Source organism: Nocardia sp. NPDC006982 (genome assembly GCF_042869435.1).
Classification (GTDB): Bacteria; Actinomycetota; Actinomycetes; order Mycobacteriales; family Mycobacteriaceae; genus Nocardia.
Window position 1 is genome coordinate 11,916 of sequence record NZ_JBIAFV010000033.1, and the last position, 24,388, is coordinate 36,303.

24 protein-coding genes and 1 pseudogene are annotated in these 24,388 nt (G+C 65.3%); 15 read left to right on the plus strand and 10 right to left on the minus strand.

All coding sequences use genetic code 11. The features are described from left to right. From ACFYOW_RS46800 to ACFYOW_RS46820, 5 genes are all read right to left on the minus strand, one after another. Positions 1-1,248 (minus strand): NAD(P)/FAD-dependent oxidoreductase, encoded by a 1,248-nt coding sequence (locus ACFYOW_RS46800; RefSeq protein ID WP_387298196.1) that lies wholly within the window; start codon positions 1,246-1,248, stop codon positions 1-3. Between the two features lie 53 nt (positions 1,249-1,301). Continuing rightward, on the minus strand, positions 1,302-2,168 hold the full coding sequence (locus ACFYOW_RS46805) for a VOC family protein (protein ID WP_387298198.1): 867 nt from the start codon (positions 2,166-2,168) through the stop codon (positions 1,302-1,304). Positions 2,169-2,310: 142 nt separating this feature from the next. Then, positions 2,311-3,156 (minus strand): alpha/beta fold hydrolase, encoded by an 846-nt coding sequence (locus ACFYOW_RS46810; RefSeq protein WP_387298200.1) that lies wholly within the window; start codon positions 3,154-3,156, stop codon positions 2,311-2,313. A gap of 28 nt (positions 3,157-3,184) precedes the next feature. Then, the gene (locus ACFYOW_RS46815; protein ID WP_387298202.1) at positions 3,185-3,835 is read right to left on the minus strand and encodes a peptidase C15; all 651 of its coding nucleotides are present in this window, start codon (positions 3,833-3,835) and stop codon (positions 3,185-3,187) included. Then, the gene (locus tag ACFYOW_RS46820) at positions 3,832-4,593 is read right to left on the minus strand and encodes an alpha/beta fold hydrolase (RefSeq protein WP_387298204.1); all 762 of its coding nucleotides are present in this window, start codon (positions 4,591-4,593) and stop codon (positions 3,832-3,834) included. Before ACFYOW_RS46820 ends, ACFYOW_RS46815 begins: the two co-directional genes overlap by 4 nt. Positions 4,594-4,809: 216 nt before the next feature. Here ACFYOW_RS46820 and ACFYOW_RS46825 point away from each other — a divergent pair, with 216 nt between their 5' ends. The 5 genes from ACFYOW_RS46825 (at position 4,810) to ACFYOW_RS46845 (ending at position 9,504) form a co-directional block, all read left to right on the plus strand. Beyond that, positions 4,810-5,625, plus strand: a complete 816-nt coding sequence (locus tag ACFYOW_RS46825; protein ID WP_387298206.1) for a 2-keto-4-pentenoate hydratase — start codon at positions 4,810-4,812, stop codon at positions 5,623-5,625. A gap of 239 nt (positions 5,626-5,864) precedes the next feature. Beyond that, positions 5,865-6,725 carry an IclR family transcriptional regulator gene (locus ACFYOW_RS46830; protein ID WP_387298208.1) on the plus strand — a complete coding sequence of 287 codons (861 nt, stop codon included), beginning with the start codon at positions 5,865-5,867 and terminating at the stop codon, positions 6,723-6,725. Positions 6,726-6,806: 81 nt separating this feature from the next. Further along, on the plus strand, positions 6,807-7,499 hold the full coding sequence (locus tag ACFYOW_RS46835; protein ID WP_387298210.1) for a DUF2848 domain-containing protein: 693 nt from the start codon (positions 6,807-6,809) through the stop codon (positions 7,497-7,499). Between the two features lie 35 nt (positions 7,500-7,534). Next, a complete protein-coding gene (locus ACFYOW_RS46840; protein WP_387298212.1) occupies positions 7,535-8,692 on the plus strand; it encodes a HisA/HisF-related TIM barrel protein in 1,158 nt (385 codons plus the stop codon). A 17-nt stretch (positions 8,693-8,709) separates the two neighbouring features. Further along, positions 8,710-9,504: a carbon-nitrogen hydrolase family protein gene (locus tag ACFYOW_RS46845; protein WP_387298238.1), complete on the plus strand. Its 795-nt coding sequence runs from the start codon at positions 8,710-8,712 to the stop codon at positions 9,502-9,504. Positions 9,505-9,506: 2 nt separating this feature from the next. Here ACFYOW_RS46845 and ACFYOW_RS46850 read toward each other — a convergent pair whose 3' ends face one another. Next, the gene (locus ACFYOW_RS46850) at positions 9,507-11,837 is read right to left on the minus strand and encodes an ATP-binding protein (RefSeq protein ID WP_387298214.1); all 2,331 of its coding nucleotides are present in this window, start codon (positions 11,835-11,837) and stop codon (positions 9,507-9,509) included. 183 nt (positions 11,838-12,020) lie between these two features. Here ACFYOW_RS46850 and ACFYOW_RS46855 point away from each other — a divergent pair, with 183 nt between their 5' ends. The 6 genes from ACFYOW_RS46855 (at position 12,021) to ACFYOW_RS46880 (ending at position 18,154) form a co-directional block, all read left to right on the plus strand. After that, a complete protein-coding gene (locus ACFYOW_RS46855; protein WP_387298216.1) occupies positions 12,021-13,430 on the plus strand; it encodes a Rieske 2Fe-2S domain-containing protein in 1,410 nt (469 codons plus the stop codon). Further along, on the plus strand, positions 13,427-13,960 hold the full coding sequence (locus tag ACFYOW_RS46860) for an aromatic-ring-hydroxylating dioxygenase subunit beta (protein ID WP_387298218.1): 534 nt from the start codon (positions 13,427-13,429) through the stop codon (positions 13,958-13,960). The genes ACFYOW_RS46855 and ACFYOW_RS46860 overlap by 4 nt, the downstream gene beginning before the upstream one ends. After that, complete coding sequence (locus ACFYOW_RS46865) at positions 13,957-14,163, plus strand: dihydrodiol dehydrogenase (RefSeq protein WP_387298220.1); 207 nt, start codon at positions 13,957-13,959, stop codon at positions 14,161-14,163. Before ACFYOW_RS46860 ends, ACFYOW_RS46865 begins: the two co-directional genes overlap by 4 nt. 56 nt (positions 14,164-14,219) lie before the next feature. Further along, positions 14,220-15,035 carry a 3-(cis-5,6-dihydroxycyclohexa-1,3-dien-1-yl)propanoate dehydrogenase gene (gene hcaB, locus ACFYOW_RS46870; protein ID WP_387298222.1) on the plus strand — a complete coding sequence of 272 codons (816 nt, stop codon included), beginning with the start codon at positions 14,220-14,222 and terminating at the stop codon, positions 15,033-15,035. A gap of 48 nt (positions 15,036-15,083) precedes the next feature. Next, on the plus strand, positions 15,084-15,983 hold the full coding sequence (locus tag ACFYOW_RS46875; protein ID WP_387298223.1) for a LysR family transcriptional regulator: 900 nt from the start codon (positions 15,084-15,086) through the stop codon (positions 15,981-15,983). A gap of 722 nt (positions 15,984-16,705) precedes the next feature. After that, complete coding sequence (locus ACFYOW_RS46880) at positions 16,706-18,154, plus strand: amidase (protein ID WP_387298225.1); 1,449 nt, start codon at positions 16,706-16,708, stop codon at positions 18,152-18,154. Positions 18,155-18,410: 256 nt separating this feature from the next. Here the strand turns inward: ACFYOW_RS46880 and ACFYOW_RS46885 are convergent, their stop codons facing one another. From ACFYOW_RS46885 to ACFYOW_RS46895, 3 genes are read right to left on the minus strand one after another with little or no spacing between them, the layout of a single operon-like run. Continuing rightward, positions 18,411-19,046: a non-oxidative hydroxyarylic acid decarboxylases subunit B gene (locus ACFYOW_RS46885; protein WP_387298227.1), complete on the minus strand. Its 636-nt coding sequence runs from the start codon at positions 19,044-19,046 to the stop codon at positions 18,411-18,413. Then, entirely contained in the window at positions 19,043-19,516 is a 474-nt protein-coding gene (locus ACFYOW_RS46890; protein WP_387298229.1) for a hypothetical protein, read from the minus strand. Before ACFYOW_RS46890 ends, ACFYOW_RS46885 begins: the two co-directional genes overlap by 4 nt. A 48-nt stretch (positions 19,517-19,564) precedes the next feature. Beyond that, positions 19,565-20,986: a UbiD family decarboxylase gene (locus ACFYOW_RS46895; protein ID WP_387298240.1), complete on the minus strand. Its 1,422-nt coding sequence runs from the start codon at positions 20,984-20,986 to the stop codon at positions 19,565-19,567. A gap of 420 nt (positions 20,987-21,406) precedes the next feature. Between ACFYOW_RS46895 and ACFYOW_RS46900 the strand changes: the two genes are divergently transcribed. From ACFYOW_RS46900 to ACFYOW_RS46910, 3 genes are all read left to right on the plus strand, one after another. Continuing rightward, positions 21,407-21,631 (plus strand): aldehyde dehydrogenase family protein, encoded by a 225-nt coding sequence (locus ACFYOW_RS46900; protein WP_387298231.1) that lies wholly within the window; start codon positions 21,407-21,409, stop codon positions 21,629-21,631. A gap of 1 nt (position 21,632) precedes the next feature. Continuing rightward, on the plus strand, positions 21,633-22,346 hold the full coding sequence (locus ACFYOW_RS46905) for an aldehyde dehydrogenase family protein (protein WP_387298242.1): 714 nt from the start codon (positions 21,633-21,635) through the stop codon (positions 22,344-22,346). A gap of 121 nt (positions 22,347-22,467) precedes the next feature. Beyond that, complete coding sequence (locus ACFYOW_RS46910; protein ID WP_387298233.1) at positions 22,468-22,848, plus strand: aldehyde dehydrogenase family protein; 381 nt, start codon at positions 22,468-22,470, stop codon at positions 22,846-22,848. 105 nt (positions 22,849-22,953) lie between these two features. On the opposite strand, the pseudogene ACFYOW_RS46915 reads toward ACFYOW_RS46910, so the two are convergent. Then, a pseudogene (locus ACFYOW_RS46915) lies at positions 22,954-23,274 on the minus strand (transposase); the annotation flags it as partial. Positions 23,275-23,905: 631 nt separating this feature from the next. On the opposite strand from ACFYOW_RS46915, the gene ACFYOW_RS46920 reads away from it, so the two are divergent. Then, positions 23,906-24,301, plus strand: coding sequence for a transposase (locus ACFYOW_RS46920; RefSeq protein ID WP_387298235.1), 396 nt, complete (start codon positions 23,906-23,908; stop codon positions 24,299-24,301). Positions 24,302-24,388: the final 87 nt, after the last annotated feature.

Sequence of the window (24,388 nt, forward strand, 5' to 3'; positions counted from 1 at the left end):
TCACCGCTGCGGACTCCGGGCTGTCGCCGCACCGTCACCGACACTGCGGATATCGACGGAGGGGTCGGCTAGCAGCGCTGGTTCCGGGCGCACCTGCTTGTCGATCAGGGGCATCGCCATCCGAACATCGCGGCGTCGGTTGACCCCGACCACTCCGACGAGCACACCGTTGCGCAGATAGAACACGGTGAAGTCCAGCGATTCTGGATCTCCGCGCCACACCTGCTCGTCGGTGCTGCGCGGGTGGCCCGCCACTTGAATGTTGGTGTCGCCCTGGTCGGACCAGAACCACGGCACTTCCCGATAAGGTTCGCGACGCCTCGTCATCGCTCGGGCCGCGGCAATGCCCTGGTTCTGCGCGTTCTGCCAGTGTTCGAGCCGAATGTGTTGTCCGGCAAGCTGATCGGGGTGATGGGCGACATCTCCCGCCGCGTAGACACCGGGCACCGAAGTTTCGCAGAACTCGTCGACGACGATGCCGTTGTCGATCTCGATACCGCAGTCCCTGACCATGTCGAGCGCCGGAACGACGCCGATGCCGACCACCACCAGGTCGGCGTCGGCGACGAATCCGTCAGCGGTGTGCACCCGGCGCACCCGGTGATCGCCCTCGATTCGGGCCACTTCCGCGTCGGTTCGAATGCGCACTCCGCGCTCGGAGTGCCAGCGCGACAGTCGATCTCCGATCCGAGTGCCGAGCACGCGGCGCAGCACTCCGGCGTCGCGCTCGAGCACCGTGACGTCATTGCCCAGCGCCACCGCCGCTGCGGCGAGCTCCATCCCGATCAACCCGCCGCCGACAACGACGACGGAACCGCCTTCACGCAATCTGTCTCGGATGGCGACCGAGTCGTCGACCGTGCGGAGGAAGTGCACACCATCGAGGTCGAGTCCAGGAATGTCCGGTCGGCGTGGTGCGGTTCCAGTGCACAACAGCAGCTTGTCCACTCGCAGTGACGCGCCACTGCCGAGTTCGACCGTGCGGCTGTGCGTGTCGATGTGTGTTGCGCGGACTCCCAGAAGTAGTTCGATGTCGTTGTCGGAATAGAACCGAGCAGGATGGATCAGGGTCTCGCCGGGTTGCTTCTGCCCCAGAATCACGTCTTTCGACAGTGGCGGGCGATCGTAGGGCAGGTGGTATTCGGCGCCGATCAGGACGACGCGACCGTCGAACCCCTCCGCTCGAAGCGCCTCGACCGCGCGTGCCCCCGCCAAGCTCGCGCCGACAACAGCGTAGGTTTCGGTCATTTCGTTCCCTCGGTCATGTTGGGTGCCTCTCGCACGTGTTCGGACAGTGCGTCTCAATCGCGATGGTGGCCCCACAGGCTGGTCGCGTCGTAGTTCGATACCCGCCAGGTCGCGTCGTCGACAAGCCGACCGTCGTAGCCGTATTCGACCTCGGAACCAGATGGGTTCTTCATGAAGAACGACAGCGCCAGGTCGTTGGTGTGCCTGCCGAGTGTTTCGGTGAGCTGCACGCCGCGAGCATGTACTTCGTCGAGGGTTCGCCCGACGTCGTCGATGTCGGTGACCTCGAGCATGAAATGTCCGAGGGCCGGGGCCAATTCGTTGTTCTGCACGAACGCGAGGCTGTGGTGGCGCGGGTTCACGTGCAGAAAGTGCACCTTGCGCCCGTGGAACTCGATGGTGTCGCTGAGGCGAAACCCCAGCACGTCGAGATAGAACTCCTTGGCTGCGGCGAGGTCGGTGACGAAGAAGAAGACGTGTCCGAGGCCGAGATCACCTGTGACGAAACGGATTCCGCGCGGGGAGACGAACGGCTGCTTCGGCACGAGGGCGCCGTAGAAGAACTCGAGCCGGTGGCCGTCGGCGTCCGTGCACCGCAACAGCCCTTCCACTCGGCGCACCGCGGCGCATTCGGCATCCTCTTCGACTGCTACACCTGCGGCGGTGAGCCGGTGCCCGAGCTCGCCGAGTGCCCGCCGGTTGGCTACTTCCCAACCGACGTAGGCAGCCCCGCCCGCCTCACCCTGATGGATCGCGAACCGCCAGCCGCGCTCGTCAGCGCGCAGTAGGACGGTGTCTTCGTCGGAACCTGCAGCCGCCGAGACATCCTGCAAGCCGAGGATGCCGGTGCCGTACGCGCGCCAGGCGTCCAAGTCCGTCGCATAGAGGCCCACATAGCCGAGCCCGACAACTTCAGTCATGATCGCGTGTTGCCTTCCTGGTGAATACGCTGGATGCCGCGGTATCGGTTCCGGCGTGGTTGTGCAGCTTGGGTGATAGGTCCCGGGCCCGGCAACGGCGCCGATCCGTCTGCCGGAACACGGAGGCACGGTCGCGGGACCGTCACGTCGCGAGAAATGCCCGTACGGCGGCCACGAACTCGCGCGGGCGCTCGAACGGCGGCCAATGCCCACAGTTGTTCAGCACGACCAGGTCCGCGGTCGGCATGTGGCCCAACAGCATCAGCGCGCCTTCCAATGGCACCATGCGGTCGAGGCGCCCGTGCACGATCAGTGTCGGCACCGTGATCCTCGACAGCGCTTGCAGATTGCTCCGCGCGACGATCGTCGAACGCGACCATGTAGCGGCATGGACGGGCTCGCGCTGCCGCCACGCGTACATCTCCTCGACGAGGTCGTCGCCGATCAGTCCGGCGTCGTAAACGATTCCGCGAAGCAGGCGGGTGATCGCGCCGCGATCGGCCGGGCCCGCTTGGCATTCGTCGAACAGCCGTCCCACCTCGGTGGGTGCTGGCGTGAGCAGGTACGGATCCCCGCCGGTGGATGCGCTGCAGCCACCGACGACGAGGCGGTCGACGCGGTCGGGTGCTGTCATCGCCATATCGAGCGCGACCGTGCCTCCGGTGGACACGCCGAGCATCGTCACGGTATCGAGCCCGAGCTCGTCGAGCACCGCGAGTGTGTTCCGCACGTACAAGTCGTGCACGGGCTCGTGGAACTCACGCGGCGCGCTGCGCCCGAAGTTGGGATAGTCCACCAAGATACAGCGGTGATCGATGGCCAAGTCCGCGAGAATCCGATGGTAGGTCAGCCATGCCGTGGTACCGGGCAGCGGCCCGAATGCCTGCTGAATGATCAGTGGCGGGCCCGATCCCAGGTCGTGATAGTGGACCGTGCTCCCGTCGACCTCCAGGGTTCGGCTGCTGGATTGCTCTGATAGCTGGATCATTTCAGCGCTCCTCCTACGCGATACCGGTTCAACTGATCGCGCCGCCGCCGATGCGCAGATCCGGCCCTACATGTCGCGTGGTGATCGAAATAGCCAGTCGCACAGCATCTTCGAGCTGATCGAGCGTCATCGAAGGCGGCGGCGGTGCGCCGGTCGCGACCGCCCGGGTCGGTGTGACCGGAATATGCAGCATTCCGGCTCGCGCCGAAGACCCCTGTGCGAGGTGCCGGGCGAGGTAGAACGTCTGGTTGCACAGGTAGGTGCCCGCGGTGTTGGAGACATATCCCGGAATTCCCACGCGCCGCCAACCGTCGACTATCGCTTTGATGGGCAGCGTGCTCAGATAGGCGGCCGGGGCACCAGGCTCGACGGGTTCGTCGACCGGTGTCCGGCCGTCGTTGTCGGCAATCGGGAAGTCGCGCACGTTGATTGCGACGCGTTCCAGTGCGGGCGCCGTGCGTCCCGGTGCGACACCTGTGACGACGATGACCTCCGGACACGCGGATCCGATGGCCTCCGACAGCGCGCCCCGGACCGCCGCGGTGTCCACCGGCAGCACACAGCCCATGATGTCGTACCCATCAATCCGCTGTCCGTCGAGCCGTCGCGCGATCAACCCGCTCGGATTGTCGGCTTCCTGCCCGTATGCCCCGAACCCCGTGACAAGTACCCGATTCATGCCGTCGGTGCCAGCGCGCTGCGTGCCTGGAACGCGGTGAACTCCGTGACGAACTGTGCGGTGCGTTCCAGCATCACCGACGACTGGGTCAGTCCCGGCACGATGAAAAGCTGGGTATTCGGCGCCTGCTTGTGCCAGATGAACGCGTCGTCAACCGGGTGGATCGCGTCGTCGTGGTCGCCGCGGCATACCAGTGTCGGCACGGCGAGGTCGGCCAGATGCGGCCGCAGCGTGAAGTAGTCCTGGAATTCTGTGGTGGCGCGGGTCTTGGCGTAGAAGTCCACGGCGGCGCGCCAGTCGTCGCCGTGCAGGGTCTGCCATTCGCGGGCCTGGGCGCTGTCGGGGTCGATCGCGGTGAAGACCGTATTGAGCGAAGCGTTTCCGCTGTTGCTCAACCCGATGATCGGCGCATCCACGGTCAGCGTTCGGACTCGGGCGGCATTGTCGAGCACCAATCGGCCCGCGATGCGTGAGCCGAGCGAGACCCCGGCCAGGTGGACCCGGTCGAGTCCGAGCTCGTCCAACAGCCGCCACAAGTCCGCCACCCACACCTGCGGGCGCGTCAGCGGCGCCACCCGCTGGCTGCGCCCCAGCCCGCGCAGGTCCGGCACGATCACGTGGTAGGCGCGGGCGAGCTGCGGTACGAGATCGCCGAACCATCGTCCAGACGCTGCGGCGCCGTGCACCAGCAGCAGCGGCTCCCCCTGCCCGTGCTCCTCGTAGTAGATCTCGACGCCGTCGATAGCCAGTGTGGCCATGGGCGATTCCCTTCTGCTCCAACGCGATTTGTCGAGACAGCAGGTTCGCCGACGACGGCGCATGCGACAACGGCCATGTTCCGCAGGGTGGCAAACAGCGATGTCGCGGTATCGACAGCACGGATGTTCCAGGGGACGGACCGCGACGATTCTCACCGTCGACCGGGACGGTCAGGGTGAACGTTCACCGAGCACAACAATGTTGAGGAACACGACATGGAAGTAGAACCCTGCGGGCCGGTCCGGATACTTGAGCCGGAACAATCGGTCGAATCATTGGCGGGCCAACTCTTGCGCGCCGAAGCCGACCGCGCGGCGCGCGCTCCGCTCACCGATGACTACCCCGGGTTGGATATCGACCTGGCCTACCGCATTCAAGACGAGGCGCTGAGTCAGCGAATCGAGCGCGGCGAGAACATCATCGGCGTCAAGCTGGGGCTGACCTCTCCCGCCAAGCAGCGTCAGATGGGTGTGTCCGCTCCTTTGACCGCATGGCTCACCGACGCGATGACATTGCCCGCCGGTGCGCCGTTGCCCCAAGAACTCCTGATTCATCCCCGGATCGAGCCCGAGATCACCTTCGTCATGGGGCGGCGGTTGTCCGGGCCGGGTATCACGGCCGCTACCGCTCTGGCGGCCGTGGACCGGGTGTACGCGAGCCTCGAGATCATCGACAGCCGCTACCTCGACTTCCGGTTCACGCTGCCGGACGTGATCGCCGACAACGCGTCCTCGGCCTACTACGTGACCGGGCCGATGGGCACGGATCCGGCGACGCTGAATCTGCCGCTGGAGGCGTGCCTGCTCGAGGTCGATGGACGCCTCGCCGCGACCGGGATCGGTGCGGCGGTGCAGGGACACCCGGCAGAGGCGCTTGCCATGGCCGCTAACTCCCTTGCACAGCGCGGTCACGCCATCGAGGCGGGCTGGATTGTGATGACCGGCGGCATGACCGACGCCGTCGCCGCACCCCCTGGCACGACGATCAACGCGCAGTTCACTCATCTCGGATCGGTCGGTGTGCGGTGCTGACCGTCACGTCGGGAGCCACCGCGGCGTTGCCAGGTGTTCACCGAGTTGTGAATACGTAGCCTCTCGGGAGTTCGCCCGATGTTACGGATGCCACGGTCGGCATAACGTCGAGGAGCAGGTCGGATACCGCTCACAGGAGTACACGAGGCCACCGATCTGAACGTGACCGATGGGTCGCAACTTCTTGACAGCCCCAGCCTCCGACCTTCACGGTCGGCCCTGGCGACCGAGAGGCAACCATGTCTACCTCCTACACCGCCCCATCTACACGACCCACAACTACCAAGCGCGGCGGCACGGGCATCCAAGTGATCACAGGCTGGGACCATCCCGAACGCGACTCCTCAACCTCGGTGTCCAAGGCGCTTGCGCTGCTGAGCAGCTTCACCCCACATCACCTGACCATGGGGGTCTCCGAAATCGCCAGGCGCGCAGACCTACCGAAGTCGACCGCGCACCGGCTGCTGTCGATCCTTGTCGACTGGGAGATGGTCACCAAGAGCGGTACGGAGTACTCCCCGGGGGCCCGACTGACCGAGCTGGCCGCGCTCACCGTGCAGCCGGAGACACAGGATCTGCGCCGCGTTGCACTGCCACATCTGCTCGACCTGTACGAAATGACCCACGAGACAGTCAATCTCTGTGTCCTGGTCGGCGACGACGCGCTGTATATCGAAAAGATCCACGGCCACAACTGTGTCAATTCCCCGGCCCTGGTCGGTGCCCGACTGCCCGCTACCAATACTGCGGTCGGCAAGGCGTTGCTCGCCTTCAGCGACGCCGATGTGCTCGCCCGGGTCGCGAACAACCTCCGCCCGGCGACCTCGTCGAGCATCGCGTCGCCCGCTCAACTCGCCCGCGAACTCACCACAATCCAACGCTCCGGCATCGCCTACGACCGACAGGAGACCAGGCCGGGACTGACCTGTATCGCGGCGCCGGTCCGGAGCTGGTCCGGCGCGGTGGTCGCTGCGGTCTCCATCTCCGGTCCGGTGCACCGCTTTCAACCCGCCAACGCGGTGCCCGCCATCCGTGCGGCCGCCGCGGGCATCGCCAAGCTCGCCCAGGAGGCGAGTTGGCAGCGGCATTTATCGCATTGACACCGAATCTCGAAAACACCTGCGACACAGCCACACCGACCGATAGCCGTGTCGCTGCCACGATGACAGTGAGGACAACCGATGACCCGCCTGACCTTCGAGCTGCCCGACCGTGAGCAGATCACGGTGACGGTCGATACCCTGCTCAATGCTGGATATGCCGGACGCAGTCAAGCCGATGTTGCGGCGCACGTCGCCGAGCTGGCCGAGTTGGGCGTGCCCGCGCCCACCAGGATCCCGTGTATCTATCCGATCTCGCCCTACCTTGCCATGCAGGTCGATGAGGTGCCGGTCCAACATGAACGCACCTCCGGTGAGGCCGAGTGGGCGCTGGTGGTCGCCGGGCACGATCCTGGCGAACTGCTGCTGACCGCGGCCTGCGACCACACCGACCGGCGCCTCGAACAGCACGGCGTGGCATGGAGCAAGCAGGCCGCGCCGGATGTGTTGGCCCGCAAGGCATGGCGGCTGGCCGACGTTGCCGACCACATCGATGAGCTCACGCTCACCGGCACCGTGATCACCGACGCGGGCCCACAGATGATCCAGCAGGGCACCCTCGCCGAGTTGCTGACTCCGATGTACTGGGCCGAAGAACTACGTGGGCGAAACCTGTTGAATCCCGGCACCGTGCTCATGTCCGGAACCATCCCGATGCGCGCCGAGGTAGACCAGTTCAGCGCCGGATGGAGCGTCGAGCTCGGCGATCCCCATACCGGGCAATCGATCTCGCTGTCCTATGCGGTTCGCAGGACGCCACCGCCGGTCGACTGACCCGATCCGACACCACCTTCTCCACAGGAGCCGCCGTGCACGAAACTGCCGACCCCTGGGCGCCGCTGCGCCTCAATTCCGGTGCGACGCTGAGAAATCGGTTTGTGCTCGCACCCATGACAACCGACGCGTCCGAGCCGGATGGTTCGGTCACCGAAGCCGAGATCGACTACCTCGCCCGCCGCGGTGCCACCGAGTTCGGCGCGGCAATCACCTCGTGCGCCTTCGTGCACGCCGACGGTCGGTCCTGGCGTGGCATCGGCGCGACCGACGACACACACCTGGACAGTCTGACTGCCGTCGCCCATGCGGTCCGCGGCGAGGGCGGCCTCGGCATACTGCAGATCTACGACGGGGGTCGGATCGCTCTCCCGGAACTGGTCGGGCCCAGCGGGATTCGCGGCCCCTCCCCCATCCCATCGGCCCGTCCCGACGCCCGAACGCCGCGGGAACTGACCGACCGGGAGATCGACGAGCTACTCGCGGCATTCGGACAGGCAGCCACCCTCGGGGTGCTGGCCGGGTTCGACGGGATCGAAATCCACGGTGCGAATCACTATCTGATCCATCAGTTCTTCTCGCCGCGGGCCAACCGGCGTCTGGATCGGTGGGGCGGTGGCGTAGACGAGCGGATGCGCTTCCCCCTCGCCGTGGCCGACACCGTGCGTAGCGCAGTCGGGCCTGCGGTAGCCGTGGGATTCCGGATCACTCCGTTCGAGTCCGAGCCCGGTGGCTATACCCTCGACGACTCCGCACGCCTCGCCGACCAGCTGGCCGCAGCCGGAGTCGACTATGTGCACATCTCGATGGACGACTTCCGGACGAACTCGCCACAGCCGGAGGATCGGGATTGGACCAAGACTCGGGCTCGGGTGGAATCGGGCAACCCGATCGCGGCGATCGCCACGGCGGTAGCCGGGCGCTGCGCGGTCGTTGCGAGCGGTGGGATCCGATCGCTGGTCGACGCCCGTGACGCACTGCGTGCGGGTGCGGATCTGGTCGCGGTCGGTCGCGCGGCACTCATCGACCCCGAGTGGGTCGATAAGATGAAAGCCGGTGCGCACCATCAGATTCGAACCGAGCTGCCCGCGGACCCCACCGATATCGAAGCCACTTTGACGATCCCCCCGCGCATGGTGCGATATCTGCTGAGCCGACCCGGGTGGATCCCACGCGCAGGACAGGACGCATAGCAGTGCCCCACACCGGATTGCGAATCGCACTGTGCCAGATCAGCTCTACCGCTGATCCGTCCCACAACCTCTCGTTGATGCGAACATGGGTGCAGCGCGCGGCCGATGCGGACGCACGGATAGTCGTCTTCCCGGAAGCCACCATGGCCCACTTCGGCGCCCCGCTGGCCGAGCTGGCGCAACCGCTCGACGGGCCTTGGCCGGGTGCGGTCGCCGAGATGGCCGACGCGCACGGCGTTCTCATCGTCGCGGGCATGTTCACCCCAGCCGGAGACCGGATACGCAACACGGTGCTGCTCACCGGGCTCGGACAACACCTCGGCTATCACAAGATTCACCTCTATGACGCCTTCGGCTATCGCGAATCCGATGCCGTCGCCCCGGGCTGCGACTGCGTCACGATCACCGTCGACGACTTCGTGCTGGGTATCGCAACCTGTTATGACGTGCGTTTCCCCGCGCTGTTTCAGCGCCTCGCCGAGAGCGGTGCGGGTGCGGTGTTGCTGCCCACCTCCTGGGGTGCAGGCGATGGCAAGGCCGGACAGTGGGAGGTTCTGGTGCGCGCGCGAGCGCTGGACACCGGATGTTGGGTGCTCGGATGCGATCAGGCGGACCCGGGGACCACTGGTATTCGGGTCGATCCGATTGCGCCGACTGGGATCGGCCGGTCGGTTGTGGTCGATCCGCTCGGCCGTATCGCCGGTCGGCTCGGCGCCGAGCCCGGATTGCTCGTCGTCGATATCGACGACGCGACGGTGAGCCGCGCTCGGGCGGCAACGGGTGTGCTGGCCAACCGGGCGGCGATGTTCTGAGGTCAGCGCTGCTGCTGAGCAGCGAGCAGCACCGCGACCTGGGTCCGTGAGTTCACACCGAGCTTGGTGAAGATGTGCTCCACATGCGTCTCTACCGTGCGCAGGGCCACGACGAGTGCCTGGGCGATCTGCTTGTTCGTCATCCCCTCGGCCAGCATGCGCGCGACCTGCGTCTCGCGTGGCGTGAGACCGGCGATGAGTGCTTCGCCGGGAGTGGATTGTTTCTCGACCGGCGCGGGCTCACCCAGCGCATAGCCAGTCGCACGTTCGGCGTCGAGCCGACCACCATCGGCGAAAGCGGTCTCGAACGCTTTGTCGCCCAAAAGGGCTCGTGTATCTTCTGCGGTCCGTTCACTCCAGGCCCGTAGCTCGAAGCCGCCGGGATAGTCGCCGAGGGGCTCCCAGACTCGGCGAACGGCGCCCATCAGTCGTGCCGACCGTTTGGGGTCGCCGTCGGCGGCTGCCACCCAGGAGAGGATTTCCAACACCACCGCGATGCCGAGGGCGTCGTGAAAAGGTCGTTTGCCCGCCAATGCTTCCCGAAGCAACGCACCGGCCTCGGCGAACTCGCCACGCATCCACTGTGCCAGGCCGAGGAAGGTGAGAATCCACGACAGCAGCCAGCGCTCATCGTGCGCCGCGCAGGCCTGGCGGCACTGTTCGAGAACCTCGAGCGCGCGGTCGGGTTCTTGCCTGCGACAGTAGGCCCAGCCGAGCTGTTCCAGGGCCAGGATGTGCAGCAGGCTGGGGCCGCCCGCCGCCTCCATCGCCGATCCCTCTTCGATGAGGGCCATTCCCAGTGTGGTGTTGCCCAGATTGTGCTCCGCCACTCCGCGAAAGTGCGTCGCGTGCGCGAGGTTCTCCATATCGCCCAACTCTTGCGCCAAAGCCTGGCTCGTGCGCAACAGTTCCAGCGCCACAACGGCTTTGCCCTCCGCGACCGCGAGGTAGCCATTCGACCACAGTGCCGCCGCACGTTCGGAACTCGGGACACTGTCAGAGGCCAGGGACCGATCGAGCCAATGCCGTCCTTCGCGCTGCTGGCCACAGCCGAGCCAATACCAGAACAGCGCCGCTGACATCCCCAGCGCCGCTCGCCCGCCTTCGGGATCCGAGAGCAGCGAATCGAGGACGGCACGCAGGTTTGCGTGCTCACCGCGCATCCGTTCGACCATCTGCTCTTGGCCCGGCCCGAACCAATTCTCGTCGAACTCGCGCGCGAGCCGCTGGTAGTAGGTTCGATAGCGGCCGACGATCTCGGCTTCGGCCCGGCGTCCGTGTAGTTTCCGCGATCCGTACTCACGCACCGCTTCGAGCATCCGATAGGTCGGCCTGACGCCCGTCGAATGTTGAGCGAGGATGGATTTGTCCACCAGCGCCGATATGCAATCGACGACCTCGTCCCGTGGTAAGTCCTCGCTGCTGCATATGCATTCGGCGGCCTCCAGATGCACGGTTCCGGTGAACACCGACAGCCGCTCCCACATCAATCGTTCTCGGTCCGAACACAGTTCGTAGCTCCAGTCGAGGGTCGCCCAGAGCGACTGGTGACGCGCGGCCGCGGACCGGTCGCCGACGCTGAGCAGCCGGTGGTGGTCGTCGAGTCGATCGAGCAGTTCGCGCGGGGATAGCGCCCGCATGCGCCCGGCCGCGAGTTCGATCGCCAGTGGCAATCCGTCGAGACGTCGACACAGCTCCTCGATCGTCTCGGCATTGTCGGCAGTAATCCGGAATCCAGGTGCGGCGGCCGACGCACGTTCGGCGAACAACGCCACGGCATCGGGCCGCGAGTCCTCCGCGGATGCCGAATATGCCAGCTGTGTCGGCGTCCGGCGCACCGACAGCGGCTCCACCACGAACACATGCTCACCGGCAACACGCAGCGGCTCCCTACTGGTAACCAAGATCCGCAGATCCGCGCACGCGGACAACAGATTCCGGACCAGGACCGCGCTCTCGTCGAGAAGGTGCTCGCAATTGTCGAGCACCAACAACAGTTCACGTCCGCGCAGATAGTCGATCAGGGTCGCGACCACATCCTGCTGGTGCGTCGAGACACCCACCACCTGCGCGACGGTCAACGCCACTAGGGCGGGATCCGCCAACTCGGCCAATTCGACCAGCACGGCGCCATCGGCGAAACCTCGCCGCGCCTTGCGGGCCACATGCAGAGCCAGCCGCGTTTTGCCGACGCCACCGATACCGGTCAGCGTGACCAGCCGTGAGTTGGCCAGCACACGGCGTACATCTGCCGACTCGGATTTGCGCCCGACGAGGCTGGTCATATCCACCGGGAGGCCTGCCCCGCTTGTGGGCATCGGGTCGTCGGCCATCACATCACCTCGGTCGTTCGATGGGTTGCTGCAGCTATCGACGATAGCCATCGACGCGCCAGGAAACCCGGTAATCGGGTCCGTCAGCGACGTTCCGGCATCCGGACCGGTTCCATTGGCATCGCGTCGTGAGCCCCGTACTTTACCGGGAAATCTGCAGGGCGCATCGCGAGGAGATATCACGTGTTCGATCAACTGATCAGACTCGATTCCGGCGGGCGAATCGCGACATCGGATTCTGCCGCAAAATTCTTCCGGACAGTCGACCGCGAGTTGGAGCAGGGAATTGTTTCGCCCCGGATCTTCAACGATCCGGAACTCCATTCCTACGAGCTCGAGCGAATCTTCGCGCGCTGCTGGTGCTTCGTCGCGCACGAGGCCGAAATCCCGATGCCGGGCGACTATGTGCTGCGCTACATCGGCCAGGATCAGTTCATCGTTGTCCGTGACGAGGACGGTGAGATCCAGGTCCTGTTCAACAAATGCACGCACCGCGGCAGTCCGGTATGCCGAGTAGAAAAGGGCAACAGCTCCCATTTCCGCTGCCCATATCACTCATGGGTCTTCAAGAACAACGGCGAGTGGAGCGGCGCGCCATACCGCAGGAAGGCATACAAGAAGCTCGACGCCGCCGCATGGGGCTTGGCCGCAGCGCCACATGTCGACTCGGTACACGGCCTGATCTTCGCCTCGCTCGACCCGAACGCTCCGACGCTCTACGAGTACCTGGGTGAGATGCGCTGGTACCTCGACGTCCTACTCGGACTCAACGCGCAGGGCATGCGGCCGATCGGCGAACCGCACCGCTGGCGGGTGCCCGCGAACTGGAAATCGGCCGCCGACAACGTCATGGCCGACGCGTATCACGTTCCCTCCCTGCATCGTTCGGCGGAGGAGGTCGGCATGTTCCCGAACATCGAGTCGGGTGGCGCCGGGCCGCAAGGAGTATCGCGGCACGTCTACTTCGACGACGGCCACGGGATGATCATCAACGACGGATTTCTGCCGCCCCCGTGGCACCGTTCCGGATTTCCGCCCGAAGTCGCCGAGACGTTCCAGCTCGACCGTCTCACCCCGGAGCAGCGCCTCTTCGTCGAAAACCATTCGGCGACAACCTTCCTCATCTTCCCCAACCTGGGGTTGATACGCGTGCCCGCATCTCCGCACCCGGACGCCCCGCCCATGGTGTTCACCTACCTGCGCCTGCTCCAACCCGTCGGGCCGGACACGCTGGAGAACTGGAACTGGACCCTCGGCTGGGACAGCGCACCGGAAGGATTCAACGAAGACGCCTACGTAGCGGGGCTGAGCATGCACGGCCCTGCAGGCATTCTCGAGCAGGACGACCCCGTCGCGTGGGCTGGTGCGCCGGTGGCGGGCAAGTCGATCTTCGCGCGAAAGAGCGGCTTGCGACTCAACTTTCAGCTCGGCCTCGATGGCATGAGCGATTACGCCGAAGACCCCGACTGGCAGTTCCCCGGCCGAGCCACCACCTCCGCACTCGGTGAGGCGCCGCAGCGCGCCTTCTACCGGCGCTGGCTGCGTGAGGTTTCCACCGCCGACCGCGCCGAGGGACGGGACAACGACCAGTGACAGCACCGATGGCCTCGGCCACCGACACCCCGCGCAACATCCTCGCCGAGTGTGCGGACTTTCTCTATCGCGAAGCGGAATACCTGGACCACCGGGAGTTCAACCGCTGGCTGGAGTGCCTGTCGGACGAACTCGTGTATCTGATGCCCATTCGAGTCACTCGCGGCCCCGAGGCTCGGAACCTGGAATTCTCACCGGTCGGATTCCATATGAAAGAGACCTACGCGTCGATGAAAATGCGGGTCTCGCGGCTCTACACCGACTACGCCTATGCGGAGGACCCGCCGTCGCGAACGCAGCGTCTGGTGACAAATATTCGAGTCGATGCCGTCGACGTCTCCGAAAAATATGATGTGCGCAGCAATTTCATGTGTTTTCGGGCGCAAGGCGACGGTGTCACATCCGACCTGATCGTCGGCGAGCGGTTCGACGTCCTGCACGACACCGCCGACGGCTGGAAAATCGCGGCACGGACAGTGCATTTAGCGCATACCACGCTGGTCACCGCCAATCTCGGGATATTTCTGTGAATCCGCTACGCCTCAGCAACGAATTCGCCGAGGTGACCATGCGCGTCGTCGCGACCGGCAATGGCGAGCGGCTCGAGATCACGTCCCTGCGGCGCGGCACCAACATTCGTCTCGATCCGGTCGTGCTCGAAGCCCTGACTTGGCAAACCGCCGACGTCTTCACCCGAATGCTCGAGGGCTCGATCGGCCCGACGACGCTGTGACACTTGCCCGTTCGGCCCCGCGGACGCAGGGCACCCCGGAGTGGAAAGAGATCGACATGAGTGAAGGTTGGTTGGCAGACAAGGTCGCGCTGGTCACCGGCGGCGGCACCGGGATCGGCCGCGCCGTGGTGGAGCGTTTCGTCGAGGAGGGTGCGCAGGTCGGCGTGCTCGACCGCTCGGACGAAGCGATCGCCGAGCTTCGTGGGCTAATTGGCGTCACGGCGACGAAGGGCGATGTGCGCAACCTTTCCGATCACAAGCGGGCAGTCGCCGACACGGTCGAGCGGTTCGGCAGGATTGATGTACTGGTAACGGTCGCTGGGATTTTCGACTACTTCGTATCCTTGGAGAGCCTGGCCGAGGATCGAATCGACGCGGCCTTCGCCGAAATGTTCGACATCAACGTCAAGGGTTCACTGCTGGCGGTGAAGGCCGCATTGCCGGAGCTGTCCAAAACGCAGGGCAACATTGTACTGACGATCTCGAACGCCGGGTTCCTGCCGGGCGGCGGCGGTCCGCTGTACACCGGTTCCAAGTTCGCCGTCCGTGGCCTGCTGTCCCAGCTGTCCTTCGAGTTGGCCCCGCACATTCGCGTCAATGCGGTGGCACCCGGGGGCACCGTCACGCAGCTGCGCGGCGTGGAGGCAATGGATTCCGGCGATCTGCGTTTGGTCGACATGCCCGACCTGCCCGGCCTGATTCGCCAAACCAACCCGCTCCAGGTTGCCTCGGAACCTGCCGATCACGTCTGGGCGTACGTGTACCTGGCGTCGAAGGAACGCACAAAGTCGGTGACCGGGTGCGTCATCCACTCCGACGGCGGATTGCATAGCCGCGGTCTGGTCCCGCTCGGCGGCGAACTGACCTCCTAGTCGAGGGCGATGGTCTCCAGCCATCGCATCTTCGATAGACATTGCCCCATGGACCTGCGTCAATTGCAGTACTTCATCGCTGTTGTGGAAGCGGGGACCTTCACGCGCGCCGCGGAACAGGTACATGTCGCTCAGTCCGGCATCAGCGGCCATATCAAGGCGCTGGAGCGTGAGCTGGGGCAGCAGCTCTTCGAACGGCGTCCGCGAGCGGTCAAGCTCACGGCGGCGGGTGAGGCGCTGCTGCCACACGCACACGCGGCGATCGATGCGCTCGCGGCGGGGCGCGCGTCGATCGAGGCACTCACCGGCCTGTTGCACGGGCATGTGGCGATCGGCAGCATCACCTCGATCTCGCCACGCAGCGTCGACCTACCCGAGACCCTCGCCTCGTTCCACCGCAAACATCCGGGCGTCGATATCTCACTGATCGAAGACACTGCGGCAGCACTGCTTCGTCGTCTCGGCGACGGTGTCATCGATGTCGCGTTCACGAGTCTTACCGACGAGCCCGTGACAGGCATCCACACTCGTGAACTGCACACCGAGCGCGTCTTCGCCGCGCTGCTGCCCGCCGATCCACTGGCGCGACAGGTGGAACTCCCACTGACTGCTCTCAGTGAGCGGCCCTTGATCGCGCTACCGGAGGGTTCGGGCCTGCGCTGGGAACTCGACCGGGTCCTGGCCCGCGCCGACGTTCGCGCGCACATCACGTTCGAGGCCGGTGACCCGGATGTCCTCGTCATGATGGTGGAGAAGGGCCTCGGTATGGCGTTGGTTCCGGAATCGGCGCTCCGACACAATGATCGGGTCGTCGGGGTTCCCATTCCGGAACTGCCGCGGGGTCGCCTCGGCATCGTCTGGCGCGACGGCGCGGCCGCCAGTCCAGCCGCCCGTGTGTTCGTCGAACACACGGCGGCGATGGCGTCGAAACGTCGGGAACCGCGCTAATGCACTTAGGCTGAGCTGCTCATGCGGGGCCTTCCGTTCCGTCTGCGACGACACCGGCGGCGGGGATCGCGGCGCTGCCGCTGCCGGCCCCGACGTCGAGCACTCTTTGCCTGTCGTGCGCCCCGCACGCGTGGGTCAGGATCGCGCCCAGTGCCCGGCGAAATACCCCGCGAGGCGTGGCCCGCATCCTGCACCTCGGGGACCCGCACCGAAATCCCCTCACAGCTCTACGCCTGTGAACCCCTCAGTCCAGAGGGCCGTGAGCGCGTCCGCCAGATCCACGCGCTACAGATCGAGACCGGCGGGCACATTCACCGTCGAACACTCCCGGGCCTCCAGCTGTTCCACTGCAACTGAACATCGACACCTTCGCCACGCTCGTCGGATAGCCATGGACGGGACACTGGCCGCTTCAGCGATCGTCTCTGCAGTCGCAACTGCACGCTGAAGCGGATTAGAAAGGACCAACGAAGGTCGCTCCCTGCGGGGTCGAGGAAGACGAACCGGCCGAGGGGCGCGGCCGCCGTGGCGGAGGTGCCTGTTACCTGCCGACGGCTACTGCGAGTGGCAGAAGACAGAGCACGGAGTGTGCTCGCGATGGCCGGGTCGACCTGACGGACGTACCACATGGCGGAACGCCGCGCTGGTGGCCGGGCGGGTCCCTCAGCAATTCTGCACCGCATGTGATCGCCGTGATTCACGGCTTCTCCCTGGAGGTTCGAATGACCGACCTAGCGTTTCGCTCCGCAGGCGACCTCGCTGCGGCCGTCGCGGCGAAGGAGGTGTCGAGCGTCGAGCTGCTCGACCACTACCTCGCCCGGGTGGAACGGCTCGATCCGCAAGTGAACGCCATCGTCGCCCGGGACGAGGAGGGTGCGAGAGCCGCGGCAGTGGCGGCAGACCGCACGGTCTCCCGTGGCGAGCCGCTCGGCTGCCTTCACGGCGTCCCGGTGACGATCAAGGACAGTCTCGAGGTTGCGGGCATGCGGACCACCGGGGGTTCAACCCGCTGGGGACATCATGTCTCGACGAACGACGCCGAGGCGGTCGCGCGGCTCAAGAACGCGGGAGCGATCGTGTTCGGCAAGTCCAACCTGCCGGCAGACGCCCGGGACTGGCAGACCTACAATGAGGTCTACGGGACCACAAACAATCCGTGGGACCTGACCCGCGGACCTGGCGGTTCGTCCGGCGGGTCCGCCGCGGCACTCGCTGCGGGTCTGACCGGCCTCGAGCTCGGTGGTGACACGGCAGGCTCGATTCGGGTGCCCGCCCACTTCTGCGGCGTCTACGGGCTGCGCCCGTCGTACGGGATCGTGCCGAGGTATGGGAGCGTCTCGGGGCATGCTCCTGGGACGCTTGCGGAGTTCGACATGGCGGTTGTCGGCCCGCTCGGCAGGCACGCCGACGACCTCGACCTGGGTCTCGACGTCCTCGCAGGAGCAGACCACGACCGCGCCCCAGCGTGGCGGCTGGAACTGCCTGCCGCCAAGCCCAGGACTCTGCGGGAGTTCCGGGTCGCGGCATGGCTCGAAGACCCGTTCTGCCCCGTCGACGGGGAGCTGGTCGCGATCATGCAGACGGCGCTGGAGGCGGTGCGGGCCGAGGGCGCCGTCGTGGTCGAGGGCAAGGGGCCGGTCGGGCTCGACGAGACGATGGCTCTCTATCAGCCGTTGCTGATGGCACAGAGCGGGCTGATCGAGCCGGACGAGTCGTACGCCCGGCTCGTGGAACTCGCCGGAACGGAAGGGGCGGCGGGCGGGTTCGCGTCGGACCTGACGATCCGCTTCCGTGACTGGCACACGCTCGAGGAACGTCGGCAACACTCCCGCCGCCGGTGGGCTGAGTTCTTCCGCGATGTCGACGTGCTCCTCTGTCCGGTGAGCCCTACGTCCGCCTTCCCTCACGACCATCGACCCGATCCCGGGTGGTCGGTCCGAACACTGCGGGTCGACGGCGCCGACCGGCCGTATCGCGAGATGCTCACGTGGATGGCGCCAGCGGCGCTCAACCATCTGCCTGCGGCGGTGGCGCCTGTCGGGGCGACCCGGGACGGGCTTCCGGTCGGCATCCAGGTGATCGCGCCCTACTTGCACGACCGCACCGCGGTGCGGTTCGTGCAATGCCTTGCGGAGGTGATCGGCGGGTTCCGCCGTCCGCCGGGATTCTGAGTGCCGCCACCGGGCTGCCAGCCTGCGGCGTAGCGCTGCCTACGGGATCCCTGACCTCCAAGGCCGCCGACGACTCTGTGAACGTGTCGATGCCGCCCCATCGCCCATGTCGCGGCCCAAGCCGGGATCTCACGGCGCTGCCCGGCGAAATGGCACGCTCGTTGGCGCGAACACGGCGATGCCGGACGCACCGACAGATCCGCTGCACCGCGCTGTCATCCGGCACGCACCAGCGACGGTATGGCTGACCTAGCGCTCAACTTCCGGCCCACTCGGGTGGGGGCGTGTGTGCCGAGGCCCGCTCGTGCCGGGCCGCATCCAGCCCCTGCCACCGTCGAGCCTGTGGGGCATCGAGATCGAACTGGTCGAGGATCCGGGTCACCACGTGATCGACGATGTCGTCGATAGTCTCGGGGCGGTTGTAGAACGCAGGCATCGGCGGCACTATCCGCGTACCTATACGACTCAGCGCGAGCATGTTCTCCAGGTGAATCTCGTTGAGCGGCATCTCCCGTGGCACAAGAACCAATCGTCGATGCTCCTTGAGGACCACATCGGCGGCGCGGCAGATCAGATTGTCTGCGTGGCCGTGGCGGATACCCGCGAGGGTTCGCATACTGCACGGCACGACGATCATTCCGGCTGTCCGGAACGATCCGGACGAGATGGCCGCGCCCTGCTCCCCTAGCTTGTAGGTGACATCGCCCAGTGCCGCGACCTCGCGGACGGTGTAGGGCGTTTCCATCTCGATGTTGGATCTCGCCCAGGTGCTCATCACGAGATGCGTTTCGATCTGGGGCATTTCGCGCAAAGCCTGCAGTACTCGCACCGCGAATGGCGCACCGCTGGCACCGGTGATGCCGACGATAATTCGCGTCACGGATTCGGTCATCGCTGTGCCTCCTGGTCGGCCCGGATGGTTTGCAGCCGGGCGAACATCGCGGCGCCGCGCTGCCAATCTTCCTGAGCCGCGAGTTCGGTGGATGCTCGGAATGTCAACGGCTTCATGGGAATACCGATGTCGTCGCGTTTGTGCGCGACCATTGCGAACACGCAGCCGAGGAGGTCGCCATCGTCCACCGATGCCACCAGTTGGAGCTTGATGTGGTGACAGACCGAACCATCGACTGCGATGAGTGCGGCCGATCTCGACCGTTGCAGGTTCACTCGCGTCCGATTGCTCGCCATGACGCTCAGCAGAGTTGTGCCGTCAGTGCCGGGCTCGAGTTCCGACCGCGACAGCAAAGCGCTGTGCGGGAACCCATTCGCGTCGACCGAGAGGAACGGAAAGGCCTGTTCACGCGCTCCGACATCGGGGAATCCGCGCAGCAGCGCAATGATCTCGTCGGGCAGGGGCATCATGGTCGGGCCTTTCCGTCGTGCTCGGGTGGATGAATGAATCCGATGGGGCTACAGCGGCAGCGTCGCCTTCCACCGCTCCCGGATCTCGGCCCGATACGGCTCGTCGAAACGATTCGAGAGCGGGTAGGAGTCCTTCCACGCGAACGGCTTACACGCATCGATCAGCACGATGCCCATCGACATATCGCCCACCTCACGCTTGGCGGGTGACAGTCGCGGATCGATCGCGGTGGTCGGCCCACGTAGCACATGGATGGACTCGGAAGGGTCGACACGCGTGAACATCGCCCACAGCACGTGGTTGATGTCGGTGATGTCGATGTCCTCGTCGACCACGACGAAGTACCGCTCCATGCCACCGGTTCGCTTGCGTCCGGCGGCAGCGACCAGCGCGTGCATCGCATCGCCCGCGCCGGTCTGCTCGATCGAGATCACCATCATGAGCTGGCGCGCATAGGCCCACACGCCGCGAATGTTCTGCACACCCGAAGCCTCCAGGTGGTCCCAGGTGACCGACGCGGAGTACAGCGGTACCGCCTGGTCACCCGCCGGAACGGTCGGAATCATCGGCGGCGCACCGAGAATGATCGGAGAGTCGCGGTGCATGATCCGGTTGACCCGGACGACCGTCTCCTGACCGGCGTGGGTGAAGTAGCCCGTCCACTCGCCGAAGGGGCCTTCGAGGACCGATTCCTCCTCGACCGGTGGCATCTCGCCCTGGATAACGATCTCGGCATGCGCCGGAATCGGCAGATCGCTGCCCGGCGCATACAGCACCTCGACAGCCTCGCCACGGAGCCCGCCCGCCACGTCGTACTCGGAAACGCCGGCGGGAGCGGCGATTGCGGCAACCGTGGACAGGATCGGATCCGAACCCACCACGACCGCGATGGGGCATGCGACGCCACGATCCCAGTACTTCTTCGCGATAGCGCGAGCATGGCGGTTGCCGAGCATCCACAGCGACAGCCGATCCTTGCCCTGCACGCAACCCCGGTAGGTACCGACATTGACCCATCCGGTGTCGGGATCACGGGTGATCACCATGCACGCGGTCCCGATGTAGCGGCCACCGTCGCCGTCGTGCCAGCGCGGCGTCGGGAAAGCGGTCAGATCGACATCGTCGCCCTCCATGACGTTTTCGAGCACCGCCCCCGTTTCGACCACTATCGGCGGAATCGGCTCGATCCGCTTGCTCATGTCCTTCCACGCTCGGATGATGTCCATCTTCGAGGTATCCGCGGGCAGTCCGAGCGCGACCGCGCAACGGTCCGAAGTACCCATGAAATTGGTGAAAACCCGGTAGCCCGCCGGATAACCGGGAATTTTGTCGAACAGCATTGCCGGGCCCTCTTTTTCGGCGAGCAGCTCGGTGATGGCGCCGATTTCGAGGTCCCAATCGGCGCCGTCGACGACACGCACTTCATCGTTACCCAGCTTCTCGGTGAGGTTATCGATGTAGTGCCGCAGATCACGAAATACCGTCATAGCGCAGTCAGGGTGCGCAGGCCATTCGGCAGCGCGACCCTATTCCTTTCCGTTGGTTGACTTTTCGGATCGATCAGAATCTGGGCCGGGGGAAATTTGGGCTCACCTTCGCCCGCCTGCTTCCACTCTGCGACCCGCCGTGCCATAAGTCCAATAGCTAGATCTGCTGCGAACCATCATGATTTCGGATGGTTCGCAACGGCCGTCATCTTCGGCTTCTCAGCAGGCTTCTGCTATGAATTTCGTAGCTACAGGAAGAGTTTCGGACTTCCCGACGAATGTTCCAAGCTGCGGAACGTAGATCGGCGACCGCGAGGTCGCCGAGTTAACGTCCCCCGGGGCGCGATCGCGTCGACGACCGGCAGCGCCGGATTCGAATTCCCACCTATCACCGAGGTGACAATGCGCAGTTACGACGCAATCTATCTGGACAGCACGTGGGTACCGTCGAGCGGAAGTACGAAGCTCGAGATCGTCTCGCCGCACGACGAGCAGGTGATCGCGACGGCTCCGAGCGGCACCGTCGCCGATATCGACGCCGCCGTCGCCGCAGCCCGCCGCGCCTTCGATTCGGGCCCCTCGCACGGCGCTCACCGAACGCCTCGAGTACCTGTCCCGGCTGGCTGATCTGTACGAGGCACGGCTGGAGGACTTCGCCCAGATCATCAGCGCCGAGATGGGCGCGCCGATCACGCTGTCCCGCACGCGACAGGCCACCGGTGGACTCTACTGTCTACGCTCAACGATCGCTTTCGCGGCCGAATATGACTGGCAACAAACACGTTCCACTGCGGAGGGCGGCCCCGCGATTGTGCGGAGACTGCCGGTCGGCGTCGTCGGCGCGATCACTCCGTTCAACTTTCCGCAGATGCTCATCATGGCGAAACTTGCGCCCGCACTCGCCGCAGGCTGCACTGTCGTGGTCAAGCCCGCGCCGGAATGTCCGCTCGACGCACTCTTGCTGGCCGAATTGGTCGACCAGGCGGGCTTCCCTCGCGGCGTCGTCAATGTGGTGCCCGCCGACAAGGCCGCGGCCGAACGCCTCGTGTCCCACCCAGAGGTCGACAAGATCGCCTTCACCGGATCGACGCCGTCCGGACGACAGATCGCCTCCGTGTGCGGACGTGACATGCGGCGCTGCACGGTCGAACTCGGCGGCAAGTCCGCCGCGATCATTCTCGCCGACGCCGACCCGGTAGCTACCGCTGCCGCAATGGAATTCGCGTCGTTCGCCAACAGCGGTCAGGGCTGCGTGAGCCAGACCCGCATCTTGGTTCCGCGCGCGCAAGAACGCCTACATCGATGCACTCGCGGACATGGTCGAGTCGCTGCGTGTCGGTGACCTGTCCGGCCCCGCGGTCGATGTCGGGCCGATGGTGACCTTCGCTCAGCAGCAACGGGTGGCGAGCTAAGTCGAACTCGGCGCCAACGAAGGCGCCACGACACTCGTCGGCGGGCCCGGTATGCCGAAGGGGCTGGATCGTGGATGGTATATCCGCCCAACGCTTTTCGTCGATGTCGACAACGGCATGCGGATCGCCCAGGAAGAGATCTTCGGTCCGGTCGTGTGTGTTCTGGAGTATGAGGACATCTCGTTGCAGGGCAAGAAGATAACACCCCATACCCTGCGGAACTCCGCAGCGATGGAACTTCTCCATTCCGGCGTCGACATCACCGTTATCGCTCTCTGGCTCGGCGACGAGAACCCGACCACCACCCGCATCTACCTGCACGCCGACATGGCCCTCAAAGAAAAAGCCCTCGCCCGAACCGCTTCACCCGACACCACCCCGGACCGCTACCAGGCCCCCGACACACTCCTGGCATTCCTCGACCAACTCTGACAACCCATCACAATTCCGCAGGCAGGCGCCGCCCACCTGCGGCATTGCGGTGCTCGTCGGTATTACCGCCGGCTCGTCATAAGGCACCAAATGCCGATCTCGGCATTTCACACCCTTCTTCAGGAAACTGGTCTCGTCGGCAGCCACCACAGCCTCCGGATCACCGAGGTGCTCGACCACATAGGTGCGCACGTCGTCGCGGACCCCGTCGACATCCCAGTCCGCCTTCCGCAACAACCGCTGCATCCCCTGCGGGCCCGACTCACCAGCACGCTCGGCCAGAGTCCACCCGTTCTTACGCTCCAGGCCCGCCACCAGCCCCGACACGTATTCGCGCACGCGAACCCGCGGCTCGGACCGCGCGAACCGGGAACCGGCCCTGCGCATCAGCGAATCCAACTCGGCCACAACACGATCCAACACCACATCAGATCTACCCAGCACAGACTCACGCAAGTGTCGTTGCAGTATTAAGACAGGTCGCGCGGAGGCGGTTTGTATTGGATGTCGCCGTTTCGCAGCTCATGCTTGCATTTACCCACAGCCCCGCACTGCAGTAGTAGGTACGTAATTACCCCGATGACATTCATATCGGCTGTGCTGCACATTACAAATGTGTGTAACGCCTCGCATTTCGGTGATTCTTTACACACATTGTTGCCAGGCCCCAATGATGTGGCCGAGTGGGATCAACGACGTTCCCGCGAACAAGGCACGATACCCACCGAACAACCGACCGAAGGACGGCACTCGCCGAGGAAACGAGTTCGCGCAGACGGCAATAGACGACCATTCCGCGTTGCCTATGCCGAGATCCACGGTGCCGAGACCGCGAAACTGACTCCGTTACAACGCAATCCACTGTCTGCTGTCTTTGCCCGAGGACGGCGTCCAGCGCACGGCGGATGTTCTCCGCGCGGCGGAAGCCGTGCTGCTCGCCTTCGAAGACCAGAAAGCCACCGGGATCCGCCGCCCTACCTGCCAGACTCCGATGAGACCATCCGGTCTGTAAGTTGTCCGTAGGTGTTGTGGGGCGAGTTCAGGGATATCGAGCAAGGTGACGATGGGTGCGGCCGATCTGCCCGCCGCCGACGGCGCGGCGAAGAGGTCGAAGAAGGGTGAATCGGGACGGCCGAAACGGCGCTCGTTCACCCCGGAGTACAAGTTGGCGATCGTGGCCGAGTACGACCGGTTGACCGAGTCGGGAGCACGCGGTGCGCTGCTGCGGCGCGAGGGCCTGTATCACTCGCACGTGATCGAGTGGCGCCGAGCCCGCGACGCGGGCGCGTTGGACGCGTTGGCGACCAAGCCTTCCGGTCCGGCCCCGGCGAAATCCGCGGCCGAGCGGGAGAACGAGCGCCTGGCCGCGAAGCTGGCCCGGGCCGAAGCCGAGCTGGAGAAGACCCGGAAAGCCCTGGCCATCATGGGAAAAGCGCACGAGCTCTTGGCTTGAGATTTAACCCTTCTTCTTGTCTCCCATCTTCGCCACCTTGTCTGTTTTGCGAATTTCTGACCCGAGGAGGTGGCGTGGGGCTGGTGT

Excerpts from the sequence above, each read along its gene's own strand:
- ACFYOW_RS46850 (WP_387298214.1), bottom strand. The coding sequence starts at position 11,837 with ATGGCCGACGACCCGATGCCCACAAGCGGGGCAGGCCTCCCGGTGGAT.
- hcaB (WP_387298222.1), top strand. The coding sequence starts at position 14,220 with ATGAGTGAAGGTTGGTTGGCAGACAAGGTCGCGCTGGTCACCGGCGGC.
- ACFYOW_RS46875 (WP_387298223.1), top strand. The coding sequence starts at position 15,084 with ATGGACCTGCGTCAATTGCAGTACTTCATCGCTGTTGTGGAAGCGGGG.
- ACFYOW_RS46880 (WP_387298225.1), top strand. The coding sequence starts at position 16,706 with ATGACCGACCTAGCGTTTCGCTCCGCAGGCGACCTCGCTGCGGCCGTC.
- ACFYOW_RS46835 (WP_387298210.1), top strand. The coding sequence starts at position 6,807 with ATGACCCGCCTGACCTTCGAGCTGCCCGACCGTGAGCAGATCACGGTG.
- ACFYOW_RS46825 (WP_387298206.1), top strand. The coding sequence starts at position 4,810 with ATGGAAGTAGAACCCTGCGGGCCGGTCCGGATACTTGAGCCGGAACAA.
- ACFYOW_RS46820 (WP_387298204.1), bottom strand. The coding sequence starts at position 4,593 with ATGGCCACACTGGCTATCGACGGCGTCGAGATCTACTACGAGGAGCAC.
- ACFYOW_RS46910 (WP_387298233.1), top strand. The coding sequence starts at position 22,468 with ATGCCGAAGGGGCTGGATCGTGGATGGTATATCCGCCCAACGCTTTTC.
- ACFYOW_RS46810 (WP_387298200.1), bottom strand. The coding sequence starts at position 3,156 with ATGATCCAGCTATCAGAGCAATCCAGCAGCCGAACCCTGGAGGTCGAC.
- ACFYOW_RS46800 (WP_387298196.1), bottom strand. The coding sequence starts at position 1,248 with ATGACCGAAACCTACGCTGTTGTCGGCGCGAGCTTGGCGGGGGCACGC.
- ACFYOW_RS46830 (WP_387298208.1), top strand. The coding sequence starts at position 5,865 with ATGTCTACCTCCTACACCGCCCCATCTACACGACCCACAACTACCAAG.
- ACFYOW_RS46890 (WP_387298229.1), bottom strand. The coding sequence starts at position 19,516 with ATGATGCCCCTGCCCGACGAGATCATTGCGCTGCTGCGCGGATTCCCC.
- ACFYOW_RS46900 (WP_387298231.1), top strand. The coding sequence starts at position 21,407 with ATGCGCAGTTACGACGCAATCTATCTGGACAGCACGTGGGTACCGTCG.
- ACFYOW_RS46815 (WP_387298202.1), bottom strand. The coding sequence starts at position 3,835 with ATGAATCGGGTACTTGTCACGGGGTTCGGGGCATACGGGCAGGAAGCC.
- ACFYOW_RS46805 (WP_387298198.1), bottom strand. The coding sequence starts at position 2,168 with ATGACTGAAGTTGTCGGGCTCGGCTATGTGGGCCTCTATGCGACGGAC.
- ACFYOW_RS46885 (WP_387298227.1), bottom strand. The coding sequence starts at position 19,046 with ATGACCGAATCCGTGACGCGAATTATCGTCGGCATCACCGGTGCCAGC.